We start from the raw sequence: 5,861 nt of genomic DNA on the forward strand, positions 1-5,861 counted from the left end.
ACGGTCGGCCCACACCCTTCCCACCCGGGCAGGTGCCGTGACGCAGCAGTCGAAGAACCCCCATGCGGTGGTCCTCTCCGCCGCCGGCCCCACCCCGCTCAGGCACTGCGCCGAGCGGCTGCGCCGACACGTCGAGGACGCCGTGCCACGACCCGATCTCGCGGAGGTCGCGTACACCCTGCAGGTGGGACGTGCCCCGCTGGCGTACCGGCTGGTGGTGTTCTGCCGGGACCACCGGGACCTCGCCGACGGGCTCGCCGCGTTCCTGCGCGGCGACCCCACCGACGCCGTCCGGCACGGTATCGCCGGTCGGGACCCGGGTGGCCCCGCCCCCGACACCGAGCTGGACGCGGCCACGGCCTGGGTGTCCGGGCGGGACGTCGACTGGCGGCGGTACTGGCCGACCCCGCCCCGGCGGGTCCCGCTGCCCACCTATCCGTTCGGGGTCGCGGCCCCCGTCACCCCGGACGTCGCGTCGGCCCCCGGTCCCGGGGACGTCGGGGAGCTGGAGCGCTACCTCGTCCGGGTGTACACGGAGGTGTCCGGCAACCCGGCGGGCGTCGTCGCAGCCCACCTCCCCCTGACCGACCTGGGACTGTCGTCCTACCTGGTCACCGAGGTGAACACCCGGTTGGAACAGGACCTCGGCGTACGGACCCGGACCCTGTTTTTCGAACACGGAACCCTCGCCGAGGTGGCCGCCGCCCTCGCCGCCGCCGGCCACCACGCCTCCACCCGGACACCCGGCCACCAGGCTTCCAGCCGGACACCCGGCCACCAGGCCCTCCACGACGGTCCCGCCGCGACACCCGCCGCTGCACCCCCGCCTCCCGGCCATGCGTCCGCCGCCCCGGCGTCCCCGCCCGCCGTCGACCCGACCCCGCCCAGTGCCGGGGGGCCGACGGTAGGCCGGGCGGTGTCGACAGGGCGCCGTCCGCAGGTCACGGAGATCGCGGTGATCGGGGTCGCCGGGCGTTACCCGAGGTCACCGGGGCTCGCCGAGTTCTGGGACAACCTGGTCCACGGACGCGACTGCGTCACCCCCCTGCCGCAGGACCGGGCCCGCCCCGGGTGGCCGGTGGAGCTGATGGAGGGCGGCTTCCTCGACCGGGTCGACAGGTTCGACCCGATGCTGTTCGGGATCACCCCCCGGGACGCGGCCCTGATGGACCCGCAGGAACGGCTCTTCCTGGAGGTGACCTGGGAGGCCCTGGAGAGCGCGGGATACCCACGGACCCGGCTGCGGCGGCGTCACCACGGCTCGGTCGCCGTCTACGCCGGGGCGATGTGGAACGAGTACCCCTACTTCGGGGTGGAGCAGACCGGCCGGGGCTTCCCCCAGGACACCGGTGCCACCCTGGGCGGGATCGCCAACCGGGTCTCGTACCACTTCGACCTGCACGGGCCGAGCCTCACCGTGGACACCATGTGCTCATCCGCCCTCGTCGCCCTCGACCTGGCGGTCCGGTGCCTGCGCCAGGGCGACGCCGAGGTGGCGATCACCGGGGCGGTCAGCCTCAGCCTGCACCCGAACAAGTTCCGCCAGCAGCAACGGATGACACTCACCGCCACCGACCGGCGCAGCCGCAGCTTCGGCGCCGGTGGGGACGGTTTCGTCCCCGCCGAGGGGGTGGGGGTCCTCGTCCTCAAACCCCTGGACCGGGCGCTCGCCGACGGGGACCCGGTGCACGGGGTCGTCCGGGGTACGGCGGTGGTCCACGCCGGCCGGACCAACGGATACCTGGTGCCCAACCCGGCCGCCCAGGCCGAGGTGGTCCGCCGGGCGTTGCGGGACGCCGACACCACCCCCACCGAGATCGGGTACGTGGAGGCGCACGGCGCCGGGACGGCCCTCGGTGACCCGGTGGAGATCGACGGCCTGACCCGGGCGTACGGGGACCTGCCCGTCGCCGGCATCCCCATCGGGTCGGTGAAGTCGACGATCGGGCACACCGAGGCCGCCGCCGGCCTGGCCGGACTGACCAAGGTCCTGCTGCAACTGCGGCACGGCGTCCTCGCCCCGTCCCTGCACGCCGACGACCTCAACCCGCAGGTGCCCTGGGACGCGGTGCCGTTCCGGGTGCAACGGGACCGGGCCGAGTGGCGGGGCCCCCGGGTGGCGGGGATCAGCTCCTTCGGGGCCGGGGGGACCATCGCCCACGCCGTGGTCGCCGCCCCACCCACCCGGGAGCCGGCCCCGCCCCCGCCTCCCGGCCCCCACCTGGTCGTCCTCTCCGCCGCAGACGAGGACCGCCTCGCGGCACTCGTCGACCGGGTCGCCGCGCACCTGCGCTCCGGGCACGCCCCGTCCACCGAGGACCTCTGGGCGGCGGTACGCCGGATCGCCGCCGGTGCGGGCGGTGTCGGGGCGGCCGAGGAGGCCGCCGCCCTGCTCGCCGGGGGTGGACCCGCCCTCGCCGACGTCGCGTACACCCTCCAGGTCGGGCGGGAGCCCCTTCGACAACGGCTGGCCGTGGTGGTCGAGGACGTCAGGTCGCTTGTGGACCGGCTGGACCGGTACCGCAGTGACCCGACGGTGATGGTGGGGCGCGCCCCGGCCGCCTCCGACCCGACCCGACCGGTCCTGCCGGTGACGGGTACGGAGTCGCTGGCCGAGATCGGTCGGCACTGGGTCGACGGTGGCCCTGTCGACTGGGAACGCCTGCATCCGTCCCGCCGGTCGGTGGTCGACCTGCCGTCGTACCCGTTCGCCGGACTTCGGTGCTGGGCCCCCGAGCCCGCCCCGGCCGATCCGTCGACCCCGTCGGCCCTCTCGACCCCGGCCGTCCCGACCGGTTCGCCGGCGCCGACCTCGGAACCGACCCCGCAGGGCGCTGCGGAGCCGGTCGGCGGGGAGGTTCCGCTGTACCGCAGGGGGTGGCGGGCCGAGGAGGTGACGCCCGGGTCGATGCCGGACCTGACGGGCGTGGTCTGCCTCGGCGGTGCCCCCGGGACCGTCGCGGCCCTGGGCATGACGGGTGTCCGGGACGAGGCCGACCTCACCGGGGTCCTGGCCGACCGGCCGGACGTGTCGGGCCTGCTCCTGCTGCCCGGCGAGGCGGACTGGGAGACCCGGGTGGCTGTCCTGCGGCGGCTGCTGTCGGCCCGCCCCCGGACCCCGCTGCGGATCGTCCAGGTCGCCGACGCCGACGTCCGTACCGCCGGGTTCGTCCGGGCGCTCGGGGCCGAGTACGCCCGGGTCACCGCGACGGTCCTGGACACCGACCGGGCCGACGACCCGGTCGACGAGATCCGCGCCGAGTGGGCCCGCCCCGACCCGTACGGGCTGGTCCGGTACCGGGACGGCCGACGGTACCGGCCGCACCTGGAGCCGGTGTCCGCCCCGTACGTCCCGCTGCGGTGCGACCCCGACGGGGTGTACCTGGTGACCGGCGGGACCCGGGGGACCGGTGCCCTGGTCGCCCGACACCTGGTCGACCACGGGGCACGCGCGGTCGCCCTGGTGGGGGTCCGGCCCACCACCGACACCGCCCGGGCACTGACCGACAGGGGTGTCCGGGTCCTCCAGCACACCGGCGGTTTCCCGGGGATCGGCGGGTTCCTGGACCGGGTGCGGGCCGAGCTGGGGCCGCTGCGGGGGGTGATCCACTGCGCCGGTACGGGCGGTCAGGGCAGTCCCGCCTTCGTCCACAAGACGACATCCGACATCCGCGCGGTCCTCGCCCCGAAACTCGACGGGTACGAGGACCTGGCCCGACTCTGCGCCGACGACCGGCTCGACTTCTTCTGTGTCTTCTCCTCCGTCTGCGCCACAGTCCCGGCCCTGGCCGCCGGGGTGTCCGACTACGCGACGGCGAACGCGGCGGTGGACGAGCTGGTCCGGGCCGAGATCGCCGCCGGTCGGACCGGGATGCGGGCGGTGGACTGGCCCCAGTGGGCGCAGACCGGGTCGACCAGCGGCCTCCCCAACCCCTGCGCCCCGGCGGGGATCGCCGCCCTGGACGACGCGGCCGGACTGCGGGTCCTGGACCGGGTCCTGGCCCTGCCGGTGGGGGAGGTCGTCCTGCCCGTTCCGCCGCTGGGACCCGGCCCCGACCCGGACGCCCTCCTGCGGGTACGCCCCGACCGGCCCGCCGGTCCGACCTGGTTGGCGGGTCTCGTCGCGGAGGTGATCGGCGTACCGGAGCGGGACCTCGATCCGACTGTCGAGTTCGGTGACCTCGGGGTCGACTCGGTCCTCCTGGGGGAACTGCTGGTCGCCGTCGAGGGGCGGCTGGGACGTCCCCTCGACCCGGCGACCCTGCTCCTCCATCCCACCCTGGAACAACTGACCGACCACCTCGTCACCACCACACCGCCGCCCACCCCGACCCCGGTTCCGACCTCGGCTCCGACCTCGGCTCCGACCTCGGCTCCGACCTCCGATCCGGGCGGTCGCCTGGACGCGGTGCCGGGCGTCCGGTCGGGTGAGCCGGTCGACAGGCGGATCGCCATCGTCGGGATGGCCGTGCGGGTCCCCGGCGCGTCCGACCCGGCCACCTTCTGGGCCAACCTCCTGCGGGGCGACTGCGCCGTCACGGAGGTGCCGCCCAGCCGGTGGGACCACCGCCTGTGGTACTCGCCGGAGCCGTCGCTGGGCCGGTCGATCAGCAGGTGGGGTGGGTTCGTCCCCGGCATCGAGGACTTCGACCCGGGGTACTTCGACATGACCGACGACGAGGCGCGGTGCCTCGACCCGGCCATCCGGATGTTCCTGGAGGGCACCGCCGAGTGCTTCGCCGAGGCCGGGTACGACCAGGCCGAACTGCGCGGCCGGCGGGTCGCCGTGGTCGCCGGGGCCCGGCTGTCCGACTACGGCCGACGGGTCCCGGTCCGATCCGACGTCCTGCGGTCCGACCAGAACTTCATCGTCGCCCGGGTGGCCCACCACTTCGACCTGCGCGGCCCGAACCTCGTCGTCGACAGCGCCTGCTCGTCGTCGCTGGTCGCGGTGCAGACTGCCTGCCGGAGCCTGCTCGCCGGTGAGTCCGAGTTGGCGGTGGCCGGTGCCGTGGAGGTCCTCCTCGACGAGCACACGTACCTCGACCTCAGTGCCGCCCGCGCGTTGTCACCCACCGGCCGGTGCCGGACGTTCGACGCCGACGCCGACGGGTTCGTCCCCGGTGAGGGGTGCGTCGTCGTCCTGCTCAAGCCGCTCGCCGCCGCCCTGTCCGACGGGGACCGGGTGCACGCGGTGATCGAGGCGGTGGCGGTCAACAACGACGGACACACGATGGGGGTCACCACCCCCAACCCGGCTGCCCAGGCCGACGTGGTCCGGCAGGCCCTGGCGATGGCGGGGCGTACCCCCGCCGAGGTCGGGATGGTGGAGGCGCACGGCACCGGGACGATGATCGGCGACCCGATCGAGTTGCGGGCCCTCACCGAGGTCTTCGCCGGGCAGCCGGTCGGCGGCATCGAGGTGGGCAGCGTCAAGTCCAACCTGGGACACCTGCTCAGCGCCGCCGGAATGGCGGGGTTGGTGAAGGCGGCCCTGGCGGTGGAACACGGGCAGATCCCGCCGACGCTGTTCTGTCGGGTGCCGAACCCCCGGTTCGACGTCGGTCGCTCGCCCCTGCACGTCACCACCGCCACGGCACCGTGGCCGCCCGGACGGGACCGGGTCGCCGGGGTCAGCTCCTTCGGACTCGGTGGCACCAACGCCCACCTGGTGCTCAGCGCCGCCCCACCGACGACGCCGCGCCGGACGCCCCTGCCCCCGCCGGTGTTCCGTCGCCGTCGGCTCTGGCTCGACGGCCGGGCCGAGCCCGAACCGCAGCGTCCGGAGCCGCTGGTCGCCTCCCTGCTGCACATGCAGGTAGCCACCCGTGACTGACAGTCGTCCCCGCAGGGAGGTTCCC

At 75.1% G+C, this 5,861-nt stretch carries 1 protein-coding gene; it reads left to right on the forward strand.

The annotated features are described in order from the left end of the window. The first annotated feature begins 37 nt into the window (after positions 1-37). Positions 38-5,836, forward strand: coding sequence for a beta-ketoacyl synthase N-terminal-like domain-containing protein (locus tag WHN02_RS16930; RefSeq protein WP_434739715.1), 5,799 nt, complete (start codon positions 38-40; stop codon positions 5,834-5,836). Positions 5,837-5,861 lie beyond the last annotated feature (25 nt).

Source organism: Micromonospora sp. SH-82 (genome assembly GCF_051132485.1).
In the GTDB taxonomy this organism is placed as follows: Bacteria; Actinomycetota; Actinomycetes; order Mycobacteriales; family Micromonosporaceae; genus Micromonospora.